General features: G+C 64.9%; 23 protein-coding genes and 1 pseudogene. 10 read left to right on the plus strand and 14 right to left on the minus strand.

Annotation, left to right across the window (positions count from 1 at the left end; genetic code table 11):
- The first annotated feature begins 399 nt into the window (after positions 1 to 399).
- On the plus strand, positions 400 to 2,142 hold the full coding sequence (gene ilvB / locus HSR122_RS12065; RefSeq protein ID WP_229110054.1) for a biosynthetic-type acetolactate synthase large subunit: 1,743 nt from the start codon (positions 400 to 402) through the stop codon (positions 2,140 to 2,142).
- Positions 2,143 to 2,281: 139 nt separating this feature from the next.
- Here ilvB and HSR122_RS12070 read toward each other — a convergent pair.
- The 4 genes and pseudogenes from HSR122_RS12070 to HSR122_RS12085 form a co-directional block, all read right to left on the minus strand.
- Positions 2,282 to 2,427: pseudogene (locus HSR122_RS12070) on the minus strand (dCTP deaminase domain-containing protein); the annotation flags it as partial.
- A 203-nt stretch (positions 2,428 to 2,630) separates the two neighbouring features.
- Positions 2,631 to 3,044, minus strand: coding sequence for a type II toxin-antitoxin system VapC family toxin (locus tag HSR122_RS12075; protein ID WP_229110055.1), 414 nt, complete (start codon positions 3,042 to 3,044; stop codon positions 2,631 to 2,633).
- Position 3,045: 1 nt separating this feature from the next.
- Positions 3,046 to 3,270, minus strand: a complete 225-nt coding sequence (locus tag HSR122_RS12080; protein ID WP_229110056.1) for an antitoxin VapB family protein — start codon at positions 3,268 to 3,270, stop codon at positions 3,046 to 3,048.
- A 126-nt stretch (positions 3,271 to 3,396) separates the two neighbouring features.
- Positions 3,397 to 3,861 (minus strand): deoxyuridine 5'-triphosphate nucleotidohydrolase, encoded by a 465-nt coding sequence (locus HSR122_RS12085; protein WP_229110057.1) that lies wholly within the window; start codon positions 3,859 to 3,861, stop codon positions 3,397 to 3,399.
- Between the two features lie 215 nt (positions 3,862 to 4,076).
- On the opposite strand from HSR122_RS12085, the gene HSR122_RS12090 reads away from it, so the two are divergent.
- Both HSR122_RS12090 and HSR122_RS12095 read left to right on the plus strand, forming a co-directional pair.
- Positions 4,077 to 6,050 (plus strand): aconitate hydratase, encoded by a 1,974-nt coding sequence (locus tag HSR122_RS12090; RefSeq protein WP_229110058.1) that lies wholly within the window; start codon positions 4,077 to 4,079, stop codon positions 6,048 to 6,050.
- Between the two features lie 196 nt (positions 6,051 to 6,246).
- Positions 6,247 to 6,843: a DUF7110 family protein gene (locus HSR122_RS12095; protein WP_229110059.1), complete on the plus strand. Its 597-nt coding sequence runs from the start codon at positions 6,247 to 6,249 to the stop codon at positions 6,841 to 6,843.
- On the opposite strand, the gene HSR122_RS12100 is transcribed toward HSR122_RS12095, so the two are convergent.
- Positions 6,840 to 8,735 (minus strand): bacterio-opsin activator domain-containing protein, encoded by a 1,896-nt coding sequence (locus HSR122_RS12100; RefSeq protein ID WP_229110060.1) that lies wholly within the window; start codon positions 8,733 to 8,735, stop codon positions 6,840 to 6,842. The genes HSR122_RS12095 and HSR122_RS12100 overlap by 4 nt on opposite strands.
- A gap of 274 nt (positions 8,736 to 9,009) precedes the next feature.
- On the opposite strand from HSR122_RS12100, the gene HSR122_RS12105 reads away from it, so the two are divergent.
- The 4 genes from HSR122_RS12105 to HSR122_RS12120 are packed head-to-tail and all read left to right on the plus strand — an operon-like array spanning position 9,010 to position 15,377.
- Positions 9,010 to 10,002, plus strand: a complete 993-nt coding sequence (locus HSR122_RS12105; RefSeq protein WP_394355568.1) for a 4Fe-4S dicluster domain-containing protein — start codon at positions 9,010 to 9,012, stop codon at positions 10,000 to 10,002.
- A gap of 2 nt (positions 10,003 to 10,004) precedes the next feature.
- On the plus strand, positions 10,005 to 11,279 hold the full coding sequence (gene nrfD, locus HSR122_RS12110; RefSeq protein WP_229110062.1) for an NrfD/PsrC family molybdoenzyme membrane anchor subunit: 1,275 nt from the start codon (positions 10,005 to 10,007) through the stop codon (positions 11,277 to 11,279).
- Positions 11,276 to 14,665, plus strand: coding sequence for a molybdopterin-dependent oxidoreductase (locus HSR122_RS12115; RefSeq protein WP_229110063.1), 3,390 nt, complete (start codon positions 11,276 to 11,278; stop codon positions 14,663 to 14,665). Before nrfD ends, HSR122_RS12115 begins: the two co-directional genes overlap by 4 nt.
- Before the next feature lies 1 nt (position 14,666).
- On the plus strand, positions 14,667 to 15,377 hold the full coding sequence (locus tag HSR122_RS12120; RefSeq protein ID WP_229110064.1) for a TorD/DmsD family molecular chaperone: 711 nt from the start codon (positions 14,667 to 14,669) through the stop codon (positions 15,375 to 15,377).
- A gap of 3 nt (positions 15,378 to 15,380) precedes the next feature.
- Here HSR122_RS12120 and HSR122_RS12125 read toward each other — a convergent pair whose 3' ends face one another.
- From HSR122_RS12125 to HSR122_RS12160, 7 genes are all read right to left on the minus strand, one after another.
- On the minus strand, positions 15,381 to 16,073 hold the full coding sequence (locus HSR122_RS12125) for a TorD/DmsD family molecular chaperone (RefSeq protein ID WP_229110065.1): 693 nt from the start codon (positions 16,071 to 16,073) through the stop codon (positions 15,381 to 15,383).
- Positions 16,074 to 16,093: 20 nt separating this feature from the next.
- Entirely contained in the window at positions 16,094 to 17,050 is a 957-nt protein-coding gene (locus tag HSR122_RS12130; RefSeq protein ID WP_229110066.1) for a cytochrome b/b6 domain-containing protein, read from the minus strand.
- The gene (locus HSR122_RS12135) at positions 17,047 to 17,364 is read right to left on the minus strand and encodes a hypothetical protein (RefSeq protein ID WP_229110067.1); all 318 of its coding nucleotides are present in this window, start codon (positions 17,362 to 17,364) and stop codon (positions 17,047 to 17,049) included. The genes HSR122_RS12130 and HSR122_RS12135 overlap by 4 nt, the downstream gene beginning before the upstream one ends.
- Before the next feature lie 5 nt (positions 17,365 to 17,369).
- Positions 17,370 to 17,960, minus strand: a complete 591-nt coding sequence (locus tag HSR122_RS12140) for a 4Fe-4S dicluster domain-containing protein (RefSeq protein ID WP_267491205.1) — start codon at positions 17,958 to 17,960, stop codon at positions 17,370 to 17,372.
- Positions 17,960 to 20,281 carry a molybdopterin-containing oxidoreductase family protein gene (locus HSR122_RS12150; RefSeq protein ID WP_229110068.1) on the minus strand — a complete coding sequence of 774 codons (2,322 nt, stop codon included), beginning with the start codon at positions 20,279 to 20,281 and terminating at the stop codon, positions 17,960 to 17,962. Before HSR122_RS12150 ends, HSR122_RS12140 begins: the two co-directional genes overlap by 1 nt.
- Positions 20,274 to 20,489, minus strand: coding sequence for a 4Fe-4S ferredoxin N-terminal domain-containing protein (locus HSR122_RS12155; protein WP_229110069.1), 216 nt, complete (start codon positions 20,487 to 20,489; stop codon positions 20,274 to 20,276). Before HSR122_RS12155 ends, HSR122_RS12150 begins: the two co-directional genes overlap by 8 nt.
- Before the next feature lie 196 nt (positions 20,490 to 20,685).
- Positions 20,686 to 21,294, minus strand: a complete 609-nt coding sequence (locus HSR122_RS12160; protein WP_229110070.1) for a helix-turn-helix domain-containing protein — start codon at positions 21,292 to 21,294, stop codon at positions 20,686 to 20,688.
- Positions 21,295 to 21,599: 305 nt separating this feature from the next.
- Between HSR122_RS12160 and HSR122_RS12165 the strand changes: the two genes are divergently transcribed.
- Positions 21,600 to 21,824, plus strand: coding sequence for a hypothetical protein (locus tag HSR122_RS12165; RefSeq protein WP_394355569.1), 225 nt, complete (start codon positions 21,600 to 21,602; stop codon positions 21,822 to 21,824).
- A gap of 57 nt (positions 21,825 to 21,881) precedes the next feature.
- Here the strand turns inward: HSR122_RS12165 and HSR122_RS12170 are convergent, their stop codons facing one another.
- The gene (locus HSR122_RS12170; RefSeq protein WP_229110072.1) at positions 21,882 to 22,127 is read right to left on the minus strand and encodes a hypothetical protein; all 246 of its coding nucleotides are present in this window, start codon (positions 22,125 to 22,127) and stop codon (positions 21,882 to 21,884) included.
- Between the two features lie 121 nt (positions 22,128 to 22,248).
- On the opposite strand from HSR122_RS12170, the gene HSR122_RS12175 reads away from it, so the two are divergent.
- Both HSR122_RS12175 and HSR122_RS12180 read left to right on the plus strand, forming a co-directional pair.
- On the plus strand, positions 22,249 to 22,752 hold the full coding sequence (locus tag HSR122_RS12175; RefSeq protein ID WP_229110073.1) for a hypothetical protein: 504 nt from the start codon (positions 22,249 to 22,251) through the stop codon (positions 22,750 to 22,752).
- The gene (locus tag HSR122_RS12180) at positions 22,753 to 23,358 is read left to right on the plus strand and encodes a hypothetical protein (RefSeq protein WP_229110074.1); all 606 of its coding nucleotides are present in this window, start codon (positions 22,753 to 22,755) and stop codon (positions 23,356 to 23,358) included. It begins immediately after the preceding gene.
- Here the strand turns inward: HSR122_RS12180 and HSR122_RS12185 are convergent.
- Positions 23,355 to 24,383 carry a lysylphosphatidylglycerol synthase transmembrane domain-containing protein gene (locus HSR122_RS12185; RefSeq protein ID WP_229110075.1) on the minus strand — a complete coding sequence of 343 codons (1,029 nt, stop codon included), beginning with the start codon at positions 24,381 to 24,383 and terminating at the stop codon, positions 23,355 to 23,357. The two genes, HSR122_RS12180 and HSR122_RS12185, sit on opposite strands and share 4 nt — an antisense overlap.
- Positions 24,384 to 24,445: the final 62 nt, after the last annotated feature.

Below are 24,445 nucleotides of genomic sequence, written 5' to 3' on the forward strand. Positions count from 1 at the left end.
CTGAAGGAATTCGCCACCCCGGGGTGGCAAATATCTTTACGAACTTACAGCCGGCAGTATGAGCCGGAACAGACCGACAGCGATAGCACTGCGGTACGTGGCATCGACGTCACGGCCGAACGGCCGGTTTCCACTGCAGGTGTCCGGTATACTTATTAAGGGCGAGCGAAATGCTAACAGACGAATGCGGCCGATTCCAGTGTCTGGATCGCAGTTCGATGGCGTCGCGCCCAGCCCTGTTTTCGTAGGGGCCGCGTAGGCCCCGTATTCTCCCTTTGTCGAAGTTCGTCCGGTTTCGATGGCACAGGAGTCGAACAGTCGATCCGCGACGCGAGGACCGACGACACTCACGTGGGACGCCCCCATCCACGAACGGGACCCATACAGCGGGGGAGAAAAATGAGTGAGCGAACGAAAGTGAGAGACAGCGAGCAAGCACAGCGCGAACGACAGCGACAGATAACGACAGGTGCGGAAGCCGTGGTGGCCGCGCTCGAACAGGCCGGCGTCGAGGATATGTTCGGCGTCGCCGGTGGCGCGATCATGCCCTTCTACGACGCCCTGTACGATTCCGAGATCAGCCACTTCACGATGGTTCACGAACAGGGCGCGGCTCACGCGGCGGACGCCTACGGAATCGTCTCGGGCGAGCCCGGCGTGGCCTCCGCGACGTCCGGTCCCGGCGCGACCAACCTCATAACGGGCATCGCCGACGCCTCGATGGACTCGGACCCGATCATCGCGCTGACCGGCCAGGTCGAGACGGACTTCGTCGGCAACGACGCCTTTCAGGAGACGGATACGACCGGGATCACCCGACCGATCACCAAGGAGAACTACTTCGCCGGCGACAGCGACAGCGTCGGCGATACCGTCAGCGAGGCGTTCGCGCTCTCGAGGGCGGGCCGCCAGGGCCCGACGCTGGTCGACCTCCCGAAAGACACCACGGTCGGTGAGACCGATTCTCAGCCGGCCAAGCCCGAGACACCAACGACGTACGATCCGCCCGAGACTGCCGACGACGGGACCGTGACGGCCGCCGCTGACGCGCTTGAACGTGCGGATCGGCCCGTGATTCTCGCCGGCGGCGGCGTGGTCAAGGGAGAGGCGACCGACGAGCTGCGCGGGTTCGCCCGCAAGTACGAGATTCCCGTCATCACGACGATGCCCGGACTGGGGACGTTCCCGGAGACCGACGACCTCTCGCTGGGGATGGCCGGGATGCACGGAACCGGCGCGGCGAACATGGCCGTCACGAACTGTGACGTGCTGCTGGGCGTCGGCACCCGTTTCGACGACCGACTGACCGGCGGCGTCGACACGTTCGCGCCCGACGCCGAGGTCATCCACGTCGAGATCGATCCCGCCGAGATTTCCAAGAACATCGAGGCGGACTATCCCCTGCTGGGTGATGCAAAGCGTGTCCTCGACCAATTAAACGACGCGATGACGGACGCTCCCGAGGTGGACCAGTGGCGCGAGCAGTGCCAGGCCTGGACCGAGGAGTATCCGCTGACCTACGAGACGCCCGACGACGAGCCGCTCAAACCCCAGTGCGTCGTCGAGACGTTCGACGAACTGGCCGACGACGATGCGATCGTCACGACCGGCGTCGGGCAACACCAGATGTGGGCGGCCCAGTTCTGGACCTACGAGTACCCGCGGACGTGGGTCTCTAGCAACGGGCTGGGGACGATGGGGTATGGCGTCCCCTCGGCCATCGGCGCGAAGACGGCTGCCCCGGACACGGAGGTCGTCGCCTTCGACGGGGACGGCTCCTTCCTGATGACGATACAGGAGCTGTCGGTCGCGGTCCGGGAGAACCTCGATATCACCTACGTCGTCCTCAACAACGAGGCGATCGGGATGGTCCGCCAGTGGCAGGACGGCTTCTACGAGGGTCGCCGGATGGCCTCCGAGTACCCCTGGGTGCCGGAGTTCGACAAACTCGCGGAAGCGTTCGGCGCACGCGGGTTCCGGATGGAATCCTATGAGGACGTCGAAGACGTGATCCAGCGAGCGCGGGCCTACGACGGGCCGGCCGTGATCGACGCGCTCATCGACCCCACCGAGAACGTCTTCCCGATGGTCCCCAGCGGCGGCGACAACGGACTGTTCGCCCTGAACGAAACGCAACTGTGAACTACCGCGCGCGGTGGCGCGGGGCATCCGTGTTTACTCTGGCACTGCTGAGGCAACGGACTTGAATTCACCTCGCGCTTGACTCTGCGAGTCTCGCGCCGACGGTCCGTGTCGGTCAACACCCGAACCCAAAGTGGGTCCCCTCGTAGCCGGCATCCCAGACCGCCGTGTCCAGCATGCAGGAGTTGCGCAGCAGCGACGACCGGAGGTACAGGAAGCCGATGTGGTCCTCGGGAATGCGATCCGGTCGGCGTATCGTATGACGTACCCGCCGGGTGAGAGCCGTAGACGCCGGCGTCGGCGTCGATCACCTCACACTCGTCGATCTCCTTGCCGTCGGTTCCGATCGTTCTAGCAGTGTGAGCTGTGTGATCCGCTGCGCTGTTGTTCCATGGACCGTGAGCGAAAGAGAGTCCTCGAATCGAGACATCTCGGTCGAAGATGGCGTCGTGTCTCGAACTGCTTCATCGCTGCACCGCCACTATTTTTCACGTGTTGGTGACTCCGATAACGTCCACGTCGACGAGTTGGTGAATCTCCGGCTTATCGAAGTCAGCCGCATCGGCAGTGACAAAGGTCCCGCTGTTGGCTCGTGCGATTGCCGCGTGCAGGAGATCGGCAGCGTCCAGCGAGACCCCTTGCTTGGCGAGCAGTCGCGACAACTCCGCGGCCTCCTCGGCGACGTCAAGCGTGAGCGGAGCGACTTCCTGGAACGCCCATTCGAGATACTGCCGCTCGCGCCGCCGTCGGCTCCGGGAATCGAAGAAATCGAGATACTCCCACGCGACCGTCGCCGGGATAGCCCAGCTATCGCCGCTGTTCGCTCTGAGATACGCCGCGACGGCCGGATCCGGCGGGTCGTCGGTAGCTTTCCGAAGAACGCTGTTGTCGAGGTACAACATCTCAGTCTCGGTTCGGGTCATTTGCGAGCGATTCCGACAGCTCCTCGTTCTTTCGTTTCATGTGCTCGTCGATGCCCGCTCCTGCTCGTCCCAGGAGATGCTCTACGTCCGCCTCCGTCCGGTCGACGACGATCCGATCGAGTAACTCGTCGAACGTCTCGTCGTCGCGCTTCACCGCCTCGAGTTTTCGTTTCGTCTTCTCAGAGATCCGAATAGACGTGCTCATGCGAATACATTGTATGCAGACACACAAAATCCTTGTCCTGATACTGGTGGCTATAAGTTCGTAAAGATATCTGGCACGACGACGTGCCAGATCATTTCGAAATGTTATAGCCACCAGTATGAGTCCCTATTCGATATTTTCACCGTGATAGGACCCCTCGTAGGTCCCCTCGTGGTCAGCCTCAGCGAGAACCAGTTGGGCGATGCGCGCGCCGGCTTCGAGTTCGATATCATGATAGACCTCCAGCAGCCCCTCACCGCGGCCCACGTAGCCCGCATCCCAGACCGCCGTGTCCAGCATGCAGGAGTTGCGCAACAGCGACGACCGCGGGTACAGAAAGCCGATGTGATCCTCGGGAATCCGAATCAGATCTGCGTAGCGCACGACGTACCCGCCGGGCGGGAGGTGGTAGACGCCGTCGTCAGCGTCGATCTCCTCGCGGTCGCCGATCTCCTTGCCGTCGGTCCCGATCCGGCCGGGCGAGACCTGCTCGAAGACCGCATCGAGCGTCAGATCGACGCCGTTGGGCTGGACCTGCTCGGGCGCGACGCTGTCGAGGTGCTCGGCCACGAAACGGCCACTCCTGAACATACCCGGACGGGCGGCCACCGGCGACTAAACGACTCCGGTTTCCCGGTCGTCTCTGTCGATCCGCTCGCCGGTCTGTGGCCGCGCCGTCGCGGCCGTTCCTTCCCCGACCTTCATCGTCGATTCGTATCAATTATCGAAACCGCAAGACGGCAAGCAGGCAGTTTTCGCGTTAACACGCGGGATTTATGTCGATCCGCGGCGGACTCTGTGACGCTATGGGACAGACGCTCACGGAGAAGATCCTCTCCGATCACCTCGTCGAGGGCGAACTCGAGCCCGGCGAGGAGATCGGGATCGAGATCGATCAGGTCCTCACACAGGACACGACGGGCACGCTGGTGTGGCTGCAGTTCGAGGCGCTGGACCTTGACGAAGTCCAGACGGAACTGGCCGCACAGTACTGCGACCACCAGACGTATCAGTTTGACTTCAAAAACACGGACGACCACCGCTTCCTGCGGTCGGCGGCCGGCAAGTTCGGCGCGCACTTCTCGCGGCCGGGCAACGGGATCTGTCACAACGTCCACAAGGAGAACTTCGCCGCGCCGGGCAAGACGATGCTCGGCAGCGATTCGCACACGCCGACGCCCGGCGGACTGGGCGAGCTGGCGATCGGCGCCGGCGGGCTGGACGTCTCCGTCGCGATGGGCGGCGGGGCCTACTACATCGACATGCCCGAAATCGTCAACGTCCGCCTGGAGGGCGAGTTGCCCGAGTGGGCGACCGCAAAGGACGTCATCCTCGAGCTGTTGCGCCGCCTGTCGGTCAAGGGCGGCGTCGGCAAGGTACTTGAGTACACCGGCCCCGGCGTCGAGACGCTGTCGGTCCCCGAGCGGACGACGATCACCAACATGGGGACAGAACTCGGGGCGACGACCTCGATCTTCCCGACCGACGAGAAGACCAGAGACTACCTCGAACGACTCGGTCGCGGCGAGGACTACGAGGAGATCGGGCCCGATGAAGACGCCGAGTACGACGACGAAATCGTCGTCGACCTCTCGGAGCTGGAGCCGCTCATCGCCGAGCCTTCGATGCCGGACAACGTCGTTCCCGTCCGGGAAGCCGCCGGACAGGACGTCGAACAGGTCATCATCGGCTCGTGTACCAACGGCGGCTACGAGGACATCCTCCCGGCCGCAAAGATGCTCGAGGACCGCGAGGTCAACAAGACCACGGAGATGATCGTCGCGCCCGGTTCGAAGCAGGCAAGCGAGATGCTCGCCCGCGACGGGTGGGCCTCCGAGCTGATGGCCGCCGGCGTCAACTTCTCGGAGTCGACCTGCGGTGCCTGCATCGGGATCGGCCACGTTCCGGCCTCCGATTCGGTGAGCCTGCGGACGTTCAACCGCAACTTCGAGGGCCGTTCGGGCCTGGAGGACGACAACGTCTACCTCTGCTCGCCGGAGGTCGCCGCCGCGGCCGCGATCAAAGGCGAGATCGTCGACCCCCGGGATCTGGCCGACGAACTCGGCGATCTGGAAGCGCCGGGCTTCGAGATGCCGGACGTCTACGACGGCTCGAAGGCCGACCTGATCGCGCCCGACGAGGCGGTCGACGACGAACTCGTGAAGGGGCCGAACATCGGCGGCGTGCCGCTGAAAGACCCCCTCGACGCACACCTCGAGGGGCCGGCGCTGCTGAAGATGGACGACAACATCACGACCGACCATATCATCCCGGCCACCCAGGACATCCTGATGTACCGGTCGAACATCCCCAAGCTCTCGGAGTTCACCCTCTCGCGGGTCGACGAGAGCTTCGCCGACCGCGCCCTGGAGAGCGACGGCGGCTTCCTCGTCGCCGGCGAGAACTACGGGCAGGGCTCCTCGCGCGAACACGCGGCGCTATGCCCGATGTACCTCGGTGTCGAGGGCGTGCTCGCACAGAGTTTCGCCCGCATCCACAAGGCGAACCTGTTCAACTTCGGGCTGCTCCCACTGGAGATCGACGAGGACACCTACCAGAAGATCGAGCAAGGCGACGATATCGAGATCGTCGATAACGTCGACGAGGCCGTCCGATCCGGACAGGAGGCGTTCACGATCCGGGTCAACGACGAGTGGGAAGCGACCGGCTACCTCGACGCCTCCGAACGCGAGCGTGAGATCCTCGCCGACGGTGGTAAGCTCCCCCACACGAAAAAGCAGTACGAGCAGGACAGCTCCGGCGCGCCCGCCGACGACTAGGGCGGCGTCGATGTCGGCGATACGGATTTTTGTACGTCGTTGCGTTCCAGACGTGAGAACACGGTACTGGATCGGTACCACGTGACATGATACTGTGTTCTTCCCGGAAGGGTAGGCCATATAAGCGACCGTGACCTATATGGAGGTGACTACCAGCGCGGGCGACCGACCGCGACCGCCGACTCCCCCCACAACTATGACCAGTCGCGTATACCGACTCCATTCGACACTCGAACTGCCACTCGAAGACGTCTATTCGTACTTCGAGGAGCCGGATCTCCCCGAGGAGATCGAAGACGTAGAGATCACCAGACGAAACAACACGCTCATTTTGAGCGCCGTCGCCACCGACAGCAGCATCAGCAAGTACACCCCGACGGCACAGCTGAAAGCAAGCGTCACCGAAAACCGGGTCTACGAGGAGGACCCTGAAGAGATGGACGGCGGCCCGCCGTCGCGGAGCAACAGCGGCCCGCAGTGGGGTGCCTTCGAAGAGGAAGAAGAGGAGATCGAATCCGAGCTGGTCGAGTACGCCTGCTTCAAGGGGGATCGAGAGACCGTGCTACAGAACACGGCTGTCCAGTACCCGATGTTCACCGTGCTCCGCGACATCGCGGAGATCGCGGAAAAGGGCGCACTGACGGCCATCGTCGTCAACGAAGACGACGAACTCGAAGCCGTGCGGGTCGTCGACGGCGAACCCCAACCGGCGACGATCACGGTCACGGACGATCCGTCCGAGGAGCAGGACGGCAACGGCGTCGACTGGCGCAGCAACGAATTTATCAGCTAGTTGGCCGCTGTCGATTGTGCCGTTTCCTCGTCCAGCAACAGTCCGAACGTCTTTCGCTGTGCCGTCCGGAGGTGCTGGAGGAACGTCGTCTGCGAGACGCCCATGAGTTCCGCGATGTCCTCCCCGGTGTTCTCGCGCGGCCACTCGAAGAAACCACCGATGTAAGCCGTTCTGAGCGCCTCGAGTTGCCGGTCGGTCAGGTCGGTCTCGAGCTGGGAGCGGATCTCCTGGTCGGTTCTGGCCGACCGCTCGTGCTCGCGGCGGGCGAGCAGACTGATCCCGTCGTGAGCCGACGTCACCGACTCGACGAGCGATCGCACGTCCGTCCGCTGTGGGAACTCGACGGTCAGCCGTCCCGATCCGTCCTCGACGGTCTGACCGGTCACGACGCCGCCGTGATCGAGGAACGTCGATTCGACGCTGTCGTCGGTCAGATCCAGCCGGAAGAGACTGCCGCCGTCGTGATCGCAGACGAACGCGGCGTCCGCGACCGTGGGCACGTCCTCGACGGCGGCCTCGACGTCGGACCGGGGACACCCTGTCAGCGCGGCGTACGCGACGAGGTGGCCGTCCGGCGACCGAGTCAGTCGCTTCAGCGTCGCGTCGGCCGCAAGCGCCCGCGCGAGCGTCTCGAGTCCACCGGACTCCGAAAGCTGGAACTCCAGTTCGACGACGCTGTCGGCAAGCAGTGCCTGCTTGCTCTCGGTCGCGTTGATCGCGTAGGCGATCGTTCGCCCCAGATCGACCAGCACGCTCGTGTCGATCGCCTCGAACGCCCGCGGCTCGGTCGAAGCGACCTCCAGCCCTCCGTAGACGGTCCCGTCGTAGACCAGCGGCACGGCGGCGACCGACCGGTAGCCTCGATTTGCGAGCGCCGACAGCCACTCGGCGCTCGACGCGTCGTCGATCTCCTGGACGACCTGCGGGGTTTCAGTCCGGATCGCCTCCCGGAGGACGTCCTCGGCGTCGCTGTCGTTGTGTGCGCCGACGATCGCGCCGATCACGTCGTCGTCCACGCCGGCGTGTCGGCTGGCGCGCAGCGAGTCGTTGACCATGTTCCGCGTGCCGACCCAGGCGAGGCTGTACGGTCCGGCGTCGGCGAACTCCGCACAGACCGCGCGTTCGATCTCGCCGCGGCTCTCGGCCTGGACCAGGGCCTGATTGACGTCCCTGAGGATCCTGTTGGTGGTGTTCAGGCGCTGGAGCAGCTCGTTCTGGTGTTCGATCCGTTGCTCGCGCTCCTTTCGCTCCGTGACGTCGGTATCGACCGCGACGAACCGCTCAATCGCACCGCCCTCGTCGGTGATCGGCGCGATGGTCATGTCCACCCAGCACTGCTCGCCGTCCTTGCGCTCGTTGACGATTTCGCCCTCCCAGACCTCGCCGTCCCGTATCGTCTCCCACATCGACTCGTAGAACGCTTCGTCGTGTTCGTCGGACTTCCAGATCCGGGGGTTGCGGCCGACCACCTCGTCGCGGTCGTACCCGGTGAGCGTCTCGACCGCCGGATTGGCGTACTCGATCGTCCCGTCGGTGTCGGTGATGAAGATGCCGTGTCCGGCGTGACGAATCGCCTTCCGGAACCCCCGTAGCTGGTCGTTTTTCGCGGTGAGCCGATCCTTCGTCCGCTGTTCCTGGTGGACGTACTGGGAGAGATAGTAGACTGTCAGTACCGCGAGTCCGCTGACGATCAGACCGGGCAACTCCTCGATTCCGGGGCTCGCGACGGTCAGCGTCAGCGCCTGCCGGACGGCCATCAGCGTCAACATCAGCGTCAGGAAGCCGAATCGAAGGTCCCGAACCCGGTAGAGCAACAGCGCCGAGTAGCCGACGCCGGCGACCCGAAGCGAGACCGACAGCAGCGCGATCGCCACCGGGAACCAGTCGGTCACGACCGACCACCCCGTCCGTCCCCTCGTGCGTGCCAGTCCATACGTTACTGTTCCGGGCCGCGCCGATAAATGTCGCTCACTCGTTTTCAGTCGGTGGGACCGATCTGTATTGGCCCGTCTGTAATAAAAGGCCGAGCCCACCCAAGCGATATTGGTGGTACGCTCTCCCCGGTGTGCGTGCTATCTCTACGTGTATGTCACAGCATCGACCGGGCTGGTCGGGTGTCGACCCGTGAGCCAGTCTAACACGCCGGGCGTACCGGACGTAGACGCGATGGACGTAGATCGGATGGTCGAGACCGAACGCGAGGACCCCGAGTCGGTCCTCGCCGAAACCGACCACAGCACCGACCTCGGGCTGGCGATGGCCGAGGACGCCAAACGCGTCGGCCGGGGCGAACTCTCGAGCGAGCGGTTCTGGGCGAAATACGACGAGGCCGCCCGCGCGGAGTTCGGTGAGGCATACGAGGCCACGCCCAACCCCGCGGTCGACAGCGACGATCAGACCATCGACGAAGCGGCCGCCGAGGCGCTGTCGTGTTCGGTCGGCTCGATGGACTCGGTCGCCGCGGACCTCGACGGGTCGGAAGCCGCCGCGGCATCGGCGGCGGAACCCGAAACGGACGCCGGTTCGGACGACCCGACCTACGGGATGGTGATCGACCTCCAGAAGTGCGTCGGCTGTGACTCCTGTACGGTCGCCTGCAAGGCCGAGAACCGCACGCCACCGGGAGTCAGCTACAACGTCGTCATGGAGGAGGAACACGGGGAGTACCCCAACGTCTCCCGGACGAACGTCCCCAGACCGTGCATGCAGTGTACCAATCCCCCGTGCGTGCAGGTCTGTCCGGTCAGCGCGACCTACAAGATGGACAACGGCGTGGTCAACATCGACTACGAGCGCTGTATCGGCTGTCGGTACTGCATGATCGCCTGCCCGTACGGCGCGCGGTACTTCGACTTCGGGGAATCGTACGACGACGAGGTGATGGAGGCCGACGAGATCGACAGCCCCGAGTACGGGATCGACCGCGACGAGGACGGACGGGTCGAACCGGTCGGCAACGTCCGGAAGTGTTCCTTCTGTCACCACCGGCTGAACCGCGGCGAGGAACCGGCCTGCGTCGAGACCTGCATCGGCGACGCACGCAACGCCGGTAATCTCGACGATCCCGAGAGCGAGGTCGCACAGCTGGCCGACTCCGATCGGGCCTTCCAACTGAAAGAAGAGGGCGGCACCGACCCCAACGTCTACTACCTCAAGTAACCATGGCAGCAGAAACAGACACCGGTCGCCTGGAGTTCGACACCGACTTCGGCTTCGAGAGCGACCGGATACGGTACGGCTGGTACGGACTGCTCGCGATCCTGTTACTCGTGGGCGCGTACGCCGTCTATCTCCGGATCACGCAGGGGATGGCGAGCACGAACCTGACGAGTACGACCCCGTGGGGCGCGTGGGTCGCCTTCTACATCTACTTCGTCGGCCTCTCGGCCGGCGCGTTCCTGGTGAGCACGCTCTCGAACGTTTTCGGGATGGCGGGCATGGAAAAGGTCGACCGCGACGCGCTGTTCGCGGCGGCGATCAGTATGGCCGTCGCCCTACTCTTCGTCTGGATCGACCTCGGGCGGATGGACCGGATGTACTACCCGTTCATCTGGCGACAGGTCACGTCGCCGCTGGCGTGGGAGGTCCACGCCTACGTGGCCTACATCGCGGTGCTGGTGACCGAGCTGTACTTCGCGATGCGAGTCGATCTGGCCCGGCTGGCAACGAGGGTCAGCGGCTGGCGCGGGACGCTGTATCGCGTCCTGACGCTGGGACGGACCGACACCGGCGAGCACGCACGCGAGCGCGACGAGACGTGGCTCAAACGCGTCGGTATCCTCGGGATCCCGCTGGCGATCTTCCTGGTCCACGGCGGGACGGGCGTGCTGTTCGCGGTCGCGAAGGCCCGCCCCTACTGGAACAGTGGCCTGTTCCCGATCATCTTCGTCGTCTCCGCGATCGTCAGCGGGGCGGCGCTGGTGATGGCGCTGTACGTGCTCCGAGGCAAGGTTCTCGGCGGGGACCTCGATCGGTCGCTGCTGGATCGGCTCGCGAAGCTGACGGCCGCGTTCGTGCTCGTCGATCTGGCCTTCTTTTTGATCGACATGCTGATCGCGCTCAACAGCCTCCACCCCCACGACGTCGAGACCTGGCTGCTGGTGTTGACCGGCGAGATGGCCTGGTCGTTCTGGCTCGTGATGGCCGGACTCGGCTGGGTCGTCCCGCTCGCGCTCCTCTCGAAGCGATCCTGGCGTCGAACGCCCGCACTGATGGCGCTGGCGGCGCTCAGCGTCGTCGTCGGCATCGTCGGCGTCCGGTTCAACATCGTCGTCCCGCCGCTGATCGTCCCCGTGATGGGGGGGCTGCCGGCGGGCGAGTACTTCCCGACGCTCGTCGAGTGGACGAGCAGTCTCGGAATCGTCGCGGTCGGGCTTGCGCTGTACACGCTCGGCGTCGAACTGCTTCCCCTCGAACCCCTCGGTGATGACCAATGAGCACTGACGACACCACTGACGACGCATCGAACACGACAGACGACCGATCGGTCTCCAGACGCGAGTTCGTCGCCGCCGTCGGCGGAATAGGCGCGGTCTCGCTGTCGACGAGCGCCACGATGAGCGGGCTCGATCTGGCCTCGCTGTGGGAAGACGACCCCCAGCACTACGTCGGCACCGACTACGGCGACTACGAGGCCAGCGACGTCCTCTATACGACCTGCGGGCAGTGCAACACGTTCTGCCCGATCAAGGTCCGGCTGGCCGACGATAGCGGGAACGGGGGATACACCTCACTGATCCGCAAACTGGCGGGCAACCCCTACTCGTTTCTCAACACGCAGCCGTTCTCGCAGGTTCCCTACAGCAGCGACCCCGAAGACGTTGCGACGGGCGACCTCGAGGGGACCGGCGACGTGGACGGCGACCGCTGGTCGCTGTCGGGCGGCCGGATGTGCCTGAAAGGCCAGGCCGGCATCCAGACCGCCTTCGACGCCTACCGCGTGCGCAAGCCGATGAAACGCGTCGGCGAACGCGGCAGCGAGGAGTGGCAGACCATCTCCTGGGAGCAGGCCATCGAGGAGATCGTCGAGGGCGTCGACGGCGAGCACGTCAGCCACGACGGCCTCCGGGAGATGTACGGATACGCCCCGGAAGACGAGGTCATGGACGACTGGGAGGCCGTCCGGAACGGCGAGATGGACAAGGCGACCTTCGACGAGAGATACGAGGACGCCCTGATCGACACGGACCATCCCGACCTCGGCCCGAAGGCCAACCAGATCGTCGACGTGGGCGGGTTCCGCCGGAACTTCATCCGGACCCGGCTCTGGAAGCAGGGGCTGGGCTCGGTCAACAGCCACCACCACGCCGGGACCTGCGGGTTCTCCAGCGTCCTGGGCAACGTCCGATCGTACGGCGCGGGCAAGAAACGCCAGTACCCCGACATCGAGAACACGGAGTACCTCATCGTCTGGGGGACCAACCCGATGGTCGCCAACAAGGGGCCGACCTGGCTCGCGCCCAAACTCACCAACGCCATCCAGGACGGCATGCGGATGGACGTGATCGACCCGCGGATGTCAAAGACCGCCGAGAAGGCCGAGCAGTGGGTGCCCGTCGATCCGGGCTCGGACGCGGCGCTGGCGCTGGGCATGGCCCGCTGGATCATCGAACACGACCGCCACGATCTGGCGTACCTCCGCAATCCCGACAGCGGGGCTGCCGAGGCCGACGACGAACCCACCTGGAGCGACGCGACGCATCTCGTGGCCGTCGAGGAAGACGCCCAGCCGAAGGCCCGGGCGGGCGATCTCGGCCTCGACGGCGAGGGCTACGTCGTCGTCGACGCCGAGACCGCCGAGGTCCGGCCCGCGAGCGAGGTCGACCGCGGCGCACTCGACGTCGACATCAGGATCGACGGCGATCGCTACCGCAGCGCCTGGTCGCTGTACCGCGAGCGCGTCTTCGAGCATACCCTCGAGAAATATGCCGAGATGGCCGGCGTCAGCGAAGACACGATCGCCGAACTGGCCGACGAGTTCACCAGCCACGGCAAGCGCGCGGCGATCATGGCCTACCGGGGCCCGGCCAAACACAGCAACGGCTTCCAGAACACCCGCGCGATCGCCACCCTGCAGCACCTGATCGGCAACTACGACTGGCAGGGCGGCCAGATCACGCCGTACGCCGGCTACGACACCATGAGCGGCCGTTACCAGCTGGGCACCGTTCCCGAAGGGAAATCCCCCTGGGGGCTGCCGATCCTGCGGGCCGGGACCAACTACGAGGACACGTCGCTGTTCGAGCGCGACGACGGCTACCCGGCCGAGCGGCCGTGGTTCCCGGTCGCGCCGCCACACCAGGTCCAGGAGCTGTACGCCAGCGCCGCCCACGAGTACGAGGCCGACGGCGAGCGCCGGAAAGGCTATCCCTACGACATCGAGGCGCTCTTTATCCGGCCGTACTCGGAGAACCACGTCATGGCGGCCTCCGGGGGCGACAAGATCCCGGGGGCGATGACCGACACCGACGCGATCTCGCTTTTGGTCGCGTTCGACACGGTGATCGGTGAGACCAGCAAGTACGCCGACTACGTCCTGCCGGAGCCGACCTATCTCGGCCGCTGGGAGAACTTCGGCACCTACCCCAACAAGCGCCTGGCCGACGAGAAGCTCAGCCAGCCGACGATCAGCGTCGTCCCGGACGCCCGCCCCGCCGAGGACGTGCTGATCGACGTCTGGAAGGAGATGGACTTCCCGGGCGTCGGAGCGGGCGCAATTCCCGATGCCGAGGGGAACACCGACGGCGAGACCGCCCGACTGGACAGAGCCGAGGACTTCTACGTGAAACTGGCCGCGAACCTCGCGTACGCGAGCAAGGACCACCCCGCGGCCGACGCGGACGTCGAGGGCGCCTCGCTGCCGGGCGACGCGACGCTCGACGATCTCGGCGAGGGGCCGGTCCCTGACGCCGACGAGGCGGAACTGTCGATCTTCGAAGAGTCTCACCGCAAGGGGCTGGGCGAGCGGTTCGACCTCGAGCAGTGGCAGCGGGCGGTCACCGACGAGGAGTGGCGCAAGGTCGTCACCGTCCTCAACCGGGGCGGCCGCTTCGAGGAGCCGGTTGTCAACTACGAGCAGGCCTTCGCCGAGCACGGCCACGACTACGACTACGTCGACCGCTATGAGCCGTCGAACGGCTACGTCGACGGGAAGATGCGGTACAAGCTCGGCACGCGGGTCAACTTCTACAGCGAGGTCCCGCCCAAGGGCAAAGACGCCTACACCGGCGAGCGATTCGACGGGCTACCGGGCGTCGAGGACGTTACGCACTTCGACGGGAGCGTGCAGGTGCCGGTCGTCAGCGACGACGAACCCGAGCGCCCGCTGCATCTCATCAACTGGAAGCCCCGAACGCAGGGGATGCATCGGACGACAAACTCCCCGTGGCTCAGAGAGACCCGCCCGGAGAACCCGCTGTGGATCAATCCCGACGACGCCGAGGAGCAAAACATCGAGAACGGCGACGCGATCGAGATCGACGCCGGCCGTCGAACCGTCGAGGGGACCGCGATGGTCACCGAGGGGATCCGGCCCGGCGTCGTCGGCGCGATGTGGGGCTGGGGTCGCGACGCAAACGGTGCGACCGAGACGAAGGTAGACGGCGATATCCGCGAACCAGCAGGCGACGACGGCCACACGCCCTACGAGTTCGACCAGCCGATGACCGACGACGCCGGGATCGCGGGGCCGCGTGACGCCGGCTTCGCGATCAACCACCTCCAGCCGCTCGACAACGAACTCGGCGACATCGGGATGAGCGACCCCGTCGGCGGGAGCAACGCCCAGTACGACGCCTTCGTCGAAGTCCGCCGGAGGGACTGAGATGGCCGCGACTGCATCGGACGCCGAGTTCCTCCGGGCGCGGGCCGCCGTCTACGACCTGCTGGCGGCGGCGTTTGACGGAGACGTCGAGAGGCTGACGGCGGCGATGGCCGACGGCTCCTTTCGCGAGTTGGCGTCGGCCCTGCCGGTCGAACCGGACGTCGGCCCGCTGGTCGTCGAGGACCCCGACCCTGAGGCGCTGTCGATCGGCTACGACAACCTCTTTGTCGTGCCCGGCCCCCACTACGTGCCGCCCTTTGCCTCCGCGCACGCCGACGAGCCGAGCCACGAGTTCGAGTCCGACTCGGCCTTTCACGAGGCCGGCAGCGCGGGCGAACTGTACGGCGATCCCGCTGCCCGGATGGCTCGCCGCTACGAGCGACTCGGCTTCACGCCCGAGCGGGGCGACGGCATCCCGGATCACCTCGCCGTCCAGCTGTCGTTCCTGTCGTCGCTCGCGGCGGCGCGAGCGGACGCCGACGACCTGACGACGCGGGACGAACTCCGGGAACTCGAAGGTGAGACGCTCGCGGCGATGGGCTGGCTTGACGCCTTCGACGAGAGCGTCGCCGATCAGGACCGGGCCGAGGGCGTCTTCGCGGCGCTCACACGGCTCACGCGAACGATCGTCGCATGGGACGCAAAGCGAGCGCGTAGCGAAGCCGAGGCTGATTGTGACGAAGACGAGAGTCGGCCGACAAGCTCCGGCTGACAGTCACTCTCTGAACGATTTTTCCTCGTCGATGCCTGCGGTTCCTTGCTCGACGCGGTTGAGCATCGTCGCGATAGTCGCCGAGTCGGGTTCGGGCACGCCCAGGCGATCCCGCTCGGCAGCGACGGCCTCACAGACCAGTGCGACGGTACGACGGTAGAACGGCGCGTCGGCGCCAGCGCCGTCGACGCAGCGCCGCAGCGCCGGTAGCCAGTCCAGATGCTCGTCGACAAACGTCGCGTAGGCGTCTCGATCACCGCTCTCGACCAGCAGCGAGGCGTACTCCAGCAGCAGCGCGAGGTGGTCGGGCTGGTACGCGGCCGGGGGCGAGACGTTGAGCGTTGCGTACTTCCGGCGCATGTCGTCGGCGGGCGGTCCGCCGAGCAGTCCGTCACTGCCAGCACCCTCGTGCCACTCCTTGTATGGCGATTCGACCGGCGGCGCGTAGGGCGTCTCGAGGGCTTCGAACAGCGCGATGTACTGGTTGTCGAACGCTGCTTGACTGTCCGGCAACTGCTCGGCTGAGGGAGCCGCCTCCGTGTCGAGGCCGAGCGCCGAGAGCAACTGCTCGCGTTCGGCGTCGAAACGACCTGCCGAGATGTCCTCGTAGAACGCCTCGTCCGGGTGCTTCAGACACTCCGAGAGCAGCGAATACAGCCGTGCCAGCGCCGTCGTTTCGATCGTGTTGTCGGTCATGAGTGTCAGCGAGTGCGCTATCAAGCCGCCGTCCGCTCGGCGAATCGTACGTACAGCCCGTACCCGATGGCGAAGACACTGACGATACAGACCAGCGCGGCGAGGTTCAGACCGACAAGGTACACGAGCCCGAGCGTGCCGCCCGGGAGCGTGTTCGGCGCGATGGTCTGGGTCAGACTCGGTCCGGTCGGCAGCGGCGAGAAGACGTACTGGAGGATGACGCCGGTCCAGATGACAAAGAACAGCAACATCGTGAAGACCATGCCGGAAGTCAGAATCGTCGAGTGTGTCCGTTCGTCGCAGGGAAGCGTCGAGCTGCCGATACTGTCTTTGGCCCACTGCTGCCACTCGTTGCAGGCGCGCCCGACGTCGACCTGTCCGTGGAACATCGATCCGTCCATCGGGAACTCCTTGACGTGGGTCATGAACAGATGGAACGAGACGCCCATCAACATCGTCACGGCGACGATCGCGTGGACGTCGCGCATGATCAACATTGGCAGGTTCGGTGACGTTGACTGTAACATACCCAGCATCCACAGCAGCAGCCCGGTGACGATCATCACGCCGACCTCGAAGGCGATGATCCAGATCTCCGCCTTCTGGAGGAACGTATACTTCCCGGACTCGGGTTCCGGTCCCAGTCCGGCCAGCCACTTGAGTTGCGCGACGACCTCGTAGATGTCGTCGACGCCGAACATGAAGTGTTTCCACGTCGAGGCACCGGTCACGAGGCCCAGCGCAAGGTACACGCCGTAGTACAGCATCGTGGCGATCAGGACGACGCCCGCGGCGATGTGGATGTCGATGACGTTCGCGTACCCGAACACCTCGATGAGCCAGCCGAGCGGCTCGTTGAACGTCAGCGGCAGGCCCGTCAGCCACAGCACGAAGATGCTGATCGCCAGTAGCGCGTGGACGTACACTTGCACGCTGTTGAACCGCTCGATCGTCGCCCGGGTTCTCGCCGCACTCATAGGTTCTCACCCGCCTCGACGACGTAGCGACGCCAGTGGCCGAGCAACTGACCCGCGATGATGAGCAACACGAACGAGATGTACAGCCCCATCATCGCCCGTACTGCCAGCCAGATCGTGTTGAACTGGTCGTAGGAGTACTCCCGCGTCAGGTGTCCGCCGACGAGCGGCTCCCAGCTGTTGACAACTGGCGGGATCCGACTGACGATCACCAGCAGCACCGCCGTGCCGACGATACCGAGGGTGATCGACACGGCGTTGCGCCACCACGGGTTTCGAGCGAACCACGACTGGTCTTGGGTACCCGTCGCCATATGTGTCAGTCACCTCCCGAGTCGGGCTCGACCGGCTCGATGAGGGCCCGACGGTTCCCGTTCACGAATCGTTCGACGGCCGCCTCGGACGCCAGTTCCATCATTTCCGAGACCGGCCCGGCGTGGAGCGCGTCGGTCACGCAGTTGTCGACGCAGTTGGGCGTGTTGTCGCCGTCTTGTTCCTCACGCGGCGGTTTGCCGTGGCCGTCGCCTTCGCCCTCGCCCAGACAGAGGTGACACTTCGACATCTTGCCGTCGTTGTCGGGGTTGTACGTCGGCGCACCGTACGGACAGGCCCACCCGCAGTAGTGACAGCCGATGCACTTGTCCTGATCGACTGTCACGATCCCGTCGGATTCGCGTTTGGTGATCGCGCCGGTCGGACAGACTTTCTCACATGGGGCGTCACCGCAGTGGAAACACGCCGACGACACGGCCGTCTCTTCGTAGTCCGGGAACGAGCCCGTGGGTTCGTGTCTGAGATTGCGCCAGTTGTCGTCGTCGACGCGGTCGTTCTGGACGTCACACGCGACCGAACAGGCGTGACAACCGATGCACTTGTCGGGTTCGAAGTAGAACGTCCACTGTTCGCTCATCAGTTCCCACCTCCGATCTTCTCGACCTCGACAGGGTGGTTGCGCGCGGTCATTCCCGTCACCGGTTCGACGTGTCGTTCGCGGTTGAGTATCATCGTGTTAGCACCTGCACCGTCCGGGTGGGCCGACGTGTCGCCGAACCCTGACAGAGACACGACCCGGCCGGGTCGTATGCCCTCGTAGACGTGTGCCATCAGTTCGATTTCGTCATCTGTCGATTCGATCCGCACCATGTCGCCGCTCTGGATGCCGCGCTTGGCGGCGTCCTCCGGATTGATGTGGAGCAGGTTCCCGTCGTATCCCTGGTCTTCCATATCGTACCGTGCCTGGTAGGCTTTGACCGACCGTCCGATCGCCTGATCGTGACCCCTGTTGATCTGCTCGACGAACACGTCGTTGTACAACAGGGGGTAGTCGTCGTCATCGGTCGTCTCGCCGTAGTGTTCGTCGTCCGGCGGGTGCCACTCGGGTGCTGTGCTCGCACCCATCTCCTCGGCGAGTTCGGCGTACTTCTCGACCACGTCGAGGTCGAAGTTGAACTTCCCGTTGACCGTATCGAAGTCGCTCTCGCCGTCCTCGCCCTTCCACTGTTCGTACTCCAGGTCCGAGACGATCGCGAAGCTCTGGGTGTCGAGCTCGTCGAAGGACATGTCGATGGCGTCGAGCTGGTCGTCCCAGTACGCCTCGCCACTCTCCCAGCGGAAGTACTTGTCCCAGTCCGTGTCCATCTCCTCCGCCAGCGCTTCGGCCAGCAGCTTGTAGATCTGGTAGTCCGGCTTGCAGTCGCCGATCGGATCGATCGCCGCCTTCGATCCGGTCACCCACGTCTTCGTACTGTATGAACTGTCGCCGCCGGTCTTGAGGAACGGCTGTTCGATCTGGGAGGCGCCCGGGAAGACGACGTCGGCGCGTTTGCTGTCGCTGTCCCAGAACGCGTCGACGATGATGACCAGTTCCATCTCCTCGATCGCCTCGAGCCACTCCTGGGTGTTGCCGCTTTTGGGCGGCGACGACCAGTTCGAGACCATTCCCTTGATGTGGCCGTCTCTGACTGCCCTCGGGACGAGATTGTGTGAGACGTTGCGAATCCCGTGTTTCTGGAACGGATAGTCGTCGTAATCGGCCGGATTGGGCGCGTTCTCGTGGTTCGACGGGACATCGAGGTCGTATTTCTCGTGCGGATCCGCGAGCGACGCCGACTGCCACTGTCGCGTGCCGCCCTCTCGATCGATATTCCCGACGAGTCCGTTCAGCGCGTGGAGGTTCTGACAGTTCTTGAAGCCGTTCGACTGGAAGGCCAGCCCCGTCCACGGCAGCGCCACTGAACTGGGCGCGGCCCTGGCGAACCCGCGTGCGATCTCGCGGATTTCGTCGGCGTCGACACCGGTGATATCAGCGGCCCACTCCGGGGTCTTGTCTTCGACGGCCTCCCGGTAAGCATCGAAGCCGTGCGTGTGGTTCTCGACGAACGCCTCGTCGTAGCGGTCCTCCTCGATGATGACGTTGGCCATCGCCAGTGCCAGCGCGCCGTCGGTCCGGGGCTTGATCGGGATCCACTTATCGGCCTTCTGAGCAGTCTTCGTATATCGCGGGTCGATGCAGACGAGCGTCGCGTCGTTGTTCTCCTTTGCGTCCAAGATGGCCTTGGGCTCGTACTGGCCGCGGAAACACTCCATCACGTTGCGGCCCCAGGCGATCATATATTCGGAGTTCTGCCAGTCAGGCCACTCCCGGCCGTAGCCTGACATCCACTCCCAGGACGTCGAGAACGGACCGTGACAGGTCGTCTTCCGGCCGACTTTCAGCGGTGCCCCGTAGAGGTTCTTGAACAGCAGGTTGTGCCAGGGGTGTTTCGCGATCGGATAGCCCTGATAGCGAAGCAGCCGCTCCGGGCCGTGCTCCTGATGGAAGGCTGCGAGTTTCTCGGCGGCGTATTCGATCGCCTCGTCCCAGGACACCGCGGTCAGCTCTCCGTCTTTACGGACGTGTGGCCGGGTGATCCTGTTGGGGTTGTAGGTCTTCTCCAGCTGTGCCATCCCCTTCGAACAGAGCGTCCCCTCCCTGTCCTGACCGGCACTGGCTTTCGGATGGCCGTCGACGCCCGTGAGGTTGATCGCACGGCCGTCCTCGACGGTGATCTCCTGGCCGCATTCGGCGCGACAGATCCAGCAGTTCCCGTGAACGACCTCGCGATCGCCACTCGGAGTCGGCTCCGACGACCGGTCCGCCTTTCCGGTACAGCCTGCTGTGGCAGCGACCGCTGCCGCCGCGCTCCCCGCGAGGAACGTTCGCCGGGAAACAGTCGGGTTCTCGCTACTCATCGGCGTCGCCCTCCAGTCCCGGATCGCGTTTGTCCTCGCCGAACTCCTCGAGGACCCGCTCGTGGTACTTTTCGTAGAACTCGGCCTGACTCATCTCGCCGTCAGCGACTCGCCGGGCGTCGCTGCCCATCTGCTTCCCGAGCTCCTGATCGTATTCGGAAGCGCCGTCCCGATGTTCGCCACGCGATTTCTTTACTGGGAAGTCCATTATAGAAGTAAAAAACGGACGGAGACGTTTCCGGATTGTTCTTGACTGAGAAAGGATTTATACCAGGTTGAGAGTTCGACACCGCTCAGACCGGAACTGCCGGCGGAGAGACAGCTGTAGCCCGAAGTAAATCGAGAACTCCGACAGAGTTGTATGACCACCGGTAAAGAAGTGCTGGACCGGAGACAGGACCGGGCTAATCCGGAAACAGCTGGGTGAAAACCCGTCGCTCGGCGGTAGCAAGGCGCTGGGAGAGCGCCTGTTTGGAGATGTCCAGTTCCGAGGCAATCTCCGACAGCGAGACCTCGCTGGGCTGGTCGTAGTAGCCGTGTTCGACGGCGAGTTCGAGCGCCTGTCGCTGTTTGTCTGTCATCGACTCCATATCGATCGTACGCGCCCGCTCGGCGCTGGTGCCCTGCTCCTCGATGATCTTCCGGAGGACGACCCGCTCGGAGATCTCTTTGAGGGCAGAAACGAGGTCCCAGATGACGTCGTGACCGGGTAGATAGACGCTGACCACGATGCCGTCCGGTTCGACACCGACGATCGTGGGCACGCAGTCGAATTCCGCAAACACGTGACAGCTGCAGGGGTCGTCGTGAGCCTGACTGGAGTGTTCGATGGTGATATCGCCGTCGGCACCGGTCGTATCGACCATGAACTCGCAGTGGCAGACGTCGTTGGCGAGTAGCATCTGCGCGTCGATCACGTCCTCGCCGGTCGTCGTGAGTGGACACCACTCGCTCGGACGGATCTCGAGAACCGCTTTGATCGTGCGCGCCTCGGAGTGGTTCTGGATAGTCATGGTTGATGGTGAGACAGCCCGAGCGTCTCTGAACGGATCTGCCACCACAGTAGATACCAGTGGCGATAAAATAGCCCTTTCTTGCGCTCCCAGTTGTTCAGAACGCGCCCACATCCCCAACAGGACGAACCCCGTACACGGCCGAGACGAATGCCGCCCCTCCCGCGAGTATGCTTGATATACGATACGGATACGGGATTCTCGGGTCCGCGTTCACCAACTCTATTTTAGCCTAACCAAAATACTATTTTCGTAGAAGAAAAAGATTTTAGTGTGTTCCGTTCAACGGTACAGATGCAATGGGAATCGAAGCAGACGATCTGCGCGAGAAGCTCGAACAGAACGGCGAACTGATGATCGCGGTCTCGGAGTTCGAGGAGCCGCTCGAACTGCATCTCCACGACACGGAGATCGAAGACGAGACCGTCCGGATCCAGCTGACCGACGGTGTGCTGACCTTCGAGACTGACGCCATCGTCGGCACGTGGCACCACACCCACTCCCTCGAGGACCTCGGTCTCGAAGACTAGACGGACCGCTGATCGAGTCGGTCGTTCGCTGTTTTCGACGAACGCGCTTCCGCCCACCTAGCGGACGCGACAGGTGACAACGGTGTTCATCCCGTCCTGTCCTTCGATCGATTCGGTGGTCACGTTCACGCCGAGAAGGTCGTCGTCTGCGAAGGCGTCGGCTGCGATCGCGCGCACCTGTTCCGCGTCGGCCCGGTCCTCCTCAAGAACGGTCCGGACCTGGTCGCGGTTTCGTGTGACCTCCAGTACCGCGTAGCCGCCGTCTTCGAACGCCGTTTCGAGCGCCGAAAGCTGGTCGTCCATACTCGGTGGCTCGGTCCCCGAGACCGTAAAACCCACCGACGAAGCGTTCCTAGATTGGGTTAATCCGGGTTGACTACCACGTCCGTACTTGTCCGCGGGGCCCGATCACCCGGGCACACGCATGATTCCCACGTTCGAGAGCGATCGATTCGAACCGAGTCGCGAAACCACACGCTCGATCGGCAAGCTGCTGTTCGGTGCCACCGGGACTGCGTTCGTGCTGGGGCTCGTGACGCTGCTCCCGGGCGTCGACCGGCTCTTGCCGGGCACCGACGTCTCGATCGGGGCGCTCGTCCGCGCGGTCGCCGCGCTGGTCGTCGCGGGCACGCTCGTCTATACGGCCTCGGGACTGGCGACGCTGGTCGCGCCGACAGGTCGGGGCGAGCTGTCACGGAACGCGGCGTCGATCGGCTACTGGCTGTCCGTCCTCGCCGCCGTGCTGATCGCCCACTGGGGACTCGCCCCGCTGGTCGCCGGCCTGTTCGGCGGCCTCCTGTGGGTCTACGACACGGCGTTCCTGCTGGCGGCGCTGGGGCCGCTGCTGGTGATCGCCGTCCGGCTGTACGCGTCGCTCGATCCGGCCGCGGACGTGTTCGCCGAGAAGGTCTCCAAGGGAGGGACGTAGATGACGGCTCGATCGTCGGTTTCGACGGCCCAGCCGTCCCGCCGTTCGATCCTGCTGGGGTCCGTCACGGGCGTCCTCGCCTGGATCGCCGGCTATCTCGTCACGTACCTGGTCGTCGCTCCGGACGTCAGTGGGTCGGATCTCAACCGCCTGATCGAGGTGCTCGACGGTGAACCGGCGACCGCAGAGCTGGTCGGCTGGGTGTTCTTCAACGCTCACTTCGTCGAGACCGTCTTCGAGGGGCTACCGGTCCTGGGCAGCCGGACGGCGTCGTACGTCGGCGGCGAGGGCGGGTTCTCCGTCCTGCTGTATCTGGTCCCCGTCGTGACGCTGTCGGTCACGGGCCTGCTGCTCGCGAGAGCGGACGGGGCGACCGACGTCTCCAGCGGTGCGCTGTCCGGCCTGACGGCGCTTCCCGGCTACGCGCTCGCGTCGGCCGTCGCTGCGGTCGCGATCGAAGTCACAGCCGCGGGTGCGAGCGCCGGGCCGGACTTTCTCGCCGCCCTGATTCTTGCGGGTATCGCCTATCCGATGGTCTTCAGCGGCCTCGGCGGCGCGCTCGCGGCCGTGGCCAACCGGCTGCAGCGCTCGCCATCGACGGTCTAGCGACTTCGAACGGTTCGGGCCCCGAGTCCGGTCGCGACGAGACCGCCGACGACCGTCGGGAGCCAGTAGGTCGCGAGCCGATAGACGAGGACGGCAGCGACGGCACCGCCGTTCGACACCGGCGTGAGCGACACGAGGATCGCGGCGATCGCCGTCTCGATCGCACCGGATCCGCCGGGAAGCGGTGTCGCTCCGGCGATCAGGCCGATCGGGACGGCGACCAGCGCGGCAGCCAGCGGAATCGAGGCCTCGACGGCGATCACCGCGGTCCAGAGCGTCACGCCGAGCGTGAACCAGCCGATCGTCGAGAACCCGCCCGCGAGAGCGAGCGCCCGTCGGTCGGCCCCGACCCGGTCGATCGACTCGAAGAAGCTCCCGATCCGGTTCTCGACGGCTCGCATTCCAGGGGGTGTGCGGCCGGGAACCACCCGCGAGAGGGCGCGAGCGATCGGCGTGACCACAGTCGCGAGCGCCTGCTCGATCCGGTGGTGGTAGTGATAGATCAGGACGGCGGTACCGACGACGAGGACGAACAGCCCGACCAGGATCGCGATAGAGATCGCCAGGTCCCGGGAGGCCGTTACCGCGTCCATCCCGAACAGCGCCACTCCGAGAAGCGCCATCCCGATCGACGGCACGAAATGTAGCGTGTCGACGCTGGCGATCGCCGCGAGCCCAGTCTCGTACTCGCTGTCGGCCGCCTCGGAGATGAGCAGCGCGCTGACCGGCTCCCCGCCGGCCTGTCCGAACGGCGTGATGTTGTTCGAGAACATCGCCGCCGTGAACACGAGCACGGCCTTCGGTGCCGACACCGGCGCGCCGAGCGCGCCCAGCACGACGTACAACGACAGTCCCCAGGAGACGAGCCACACGACCGTGAGCGCGACGACGACCGCGACGAGCGGCAAGCGCGCGCGTCCGAGCGCGGTCAGCGTCTCCTCGACGCCGGCGACCCAGACGAGCGCTCCGAGGACCGCCAGCGCGACGAGAAACAGCAACACCGTCACCGTCCGGTCGCCGTTCATGCTACCGGATGCATGCCCGACGACGGCTTTAACCCTCCGAATCGAGAACCCGATCGCCGGTG

Origin of the sequence: Halapricum desulfuricans (assembly GCF_017094525.1) — an archaeon.
Classification (GTDB): domain Archaea; phylum Halobacteriota; class Halobacteria; order Halobacteriales; family Haloarculaceae; genus Halapricum; species Halapricum desulfuricans.